Genomic DNA, 1,754 nt, shown 5'->3' on the forward strand with positions numbered 1-1,754 from the left:
GGAGACGGCGGTCGCCGCCTTCGAGGTCGAGGAGACCGGCGCGTGGCGGCTCGAAGCCTACTTCTCGGAGGAGCCCGACGCGGAGATGATCCGCGACCTGATCCGGCCGGTCGTCGGCGCGCAGGCCGACGAGGCCGCCTTCGAGACCATCGATCAGCAGGATTGGGTGCGCGCCTCGCTGGAGGGGCTGAAGCCCGTCCGCGCCGGCCGTTTCCTCGTCCATGGCGGCCACGACCGGCATCATGTGCGGGCCAACGACCTCGCCATCGAGATCGAGGCGGCGCTCGCCTTCGGCACCGGCCACCACGGCACCACGCTGGGCTGCCTGCGGGCGCTGGTGGACGAACTGAAGCGGCGGCGCCCGGCCCGCGTCCTCGATGTCGGCACCGGCACCGGGATTTTGGGCTTCGCCGCCGCCAAGGCGCTGCATACGCCCGTGATCGCCGGCGACCTCGACCCGGAGGCGGTGACGACCGCCCGCGGCAATGCCCGCCTCAACGGGCTCGGACCGTATCTGCGCCTCTACCACGCGCCGGGCGTGCGCCACGCGCTGGCGAACCGTCCCCGCGGTTTCGACGTGGTGTTCGCCAACATCCTGGCCCGCCCGCTCAAGCGGCTCGCGCCCTCGCTCACGGCCGTGGTGGCCGATGACGGCGTGCTGATCCTCTCCGGCCTGATCGAGCGCGACGTGCCGGGCGTGCTCTCGACCTACCGCCACCGCGGCTTCCATCTCGCCCGCTCCGGCGTGATCGAGGGATGGGCGACGCTGGTGCTGCGCCGGGGCGGGGCGGCGGCGCGTCCGCGCTGAGACGGGTGTCGCGGGGGCGTTCGACGCGGTAGGTTTCCGCCATGACGACCTCCCCTCCCCGCTTCCAGACCTTCGACGATCCGAGCCACGCCAAGGGGCCCGAGCGGATCGAGGCCCTGCGCGCCGCCCTGCGGGAGATCCGCGCCGACGGCTTCGTCGTGCCGCGGGCCGACGAGCACCAATCCGAGTACGTGCCCGCCAACGCCGAGCGGCTCGCTTGGCTCACCGGCTTCACCGGCTCGGCCGGTTTGGCGATCGTGCTCGCCGACGAGGCCGCCCTGTTCGTCGATGGCCGCTACACCCTCCAGGCGCCGGAGCAGGTCGAGACCGGGACGATCACCGTGGTGCCGCTCGCCGAGTCGACGCCGGAGGCGTGGCTCGGCACCCATCTGAAGCCGGGCCAGGTCCTCGCCTACGCCCCCTGGCTCCACACGCCCGACGGCGTCGCCCGCCTGGAACGCGCCGCCCTGAAGGCGGGGGCGTCGCTCCGCGCCGTGCCGGACAACCTCGTGGACGCGGTCTGGGCCGGCCGGCCCCGGCCGCCGGCGGGCCGCGTCGCGGCCCATCCCGACGCTCTGGCCGGCGAGACGGTGCCCGAGAAGCTTGCTCGGATCCGCGCCGCCCTGGCCGAGGGCGGGATCGACCTCCTCGTCGTCTCCGATCCGCACAACCTCGCCTGGGCGTTCAACCTGCGCGGGGCCGACATCCCGCACACGCCGCTGGCGCTCGGCTACGCGCTCGTCCCCCGCGAGGGGCGGGCCGCCCTCTACCTCACCTCGCAGGCGATCGATCCCGACCTGCGCGCTGCCCTGGAGCCGCTGGCCGACCTCCGCCCGCGGGTCGCCTTCGCCGAGGATCTGGCCGGCCTGTGCACGAAGGCCGCGCGGGTGCGGCTCGATGCGGCGACGGGGGCGGCGGCGGGCACCCAGGCGGCGCGGGCGGGCTG

General features: G+C 74.7%; 2 protein-coding genes. Both read left to right on the plus strand.

The window, feature by feature from the left end:
• The coding region (locus MFF42_RS25765; RefSeq protein ID WP_238258806.1) for a 50S ribosomal protein L11 methyltransferase at positions 1-808 on the plus strand (808 nt) is incomplete at its 5' end.
• Between the two features lie 41 nt (positions 809-849).
• On the plus strand, positions 850-1,754 hold a 905-nt coding region (locus MFF42_RS25770; protein WP_238258807.1), incomplete at its 3' end, for an aminopeptidase P family N-terminal domain-containing protein.

Origin of the sequence: Methylorubrum podarium, from assembly GCF_022179745.1 — a bacterium.
Lineage (GTDB): Bacteria > Pseudomonadota > Alphaproteobacteria > Rhizobiales > Beijerinckiaceae > Methylobacterium > Methylobacterium podarium.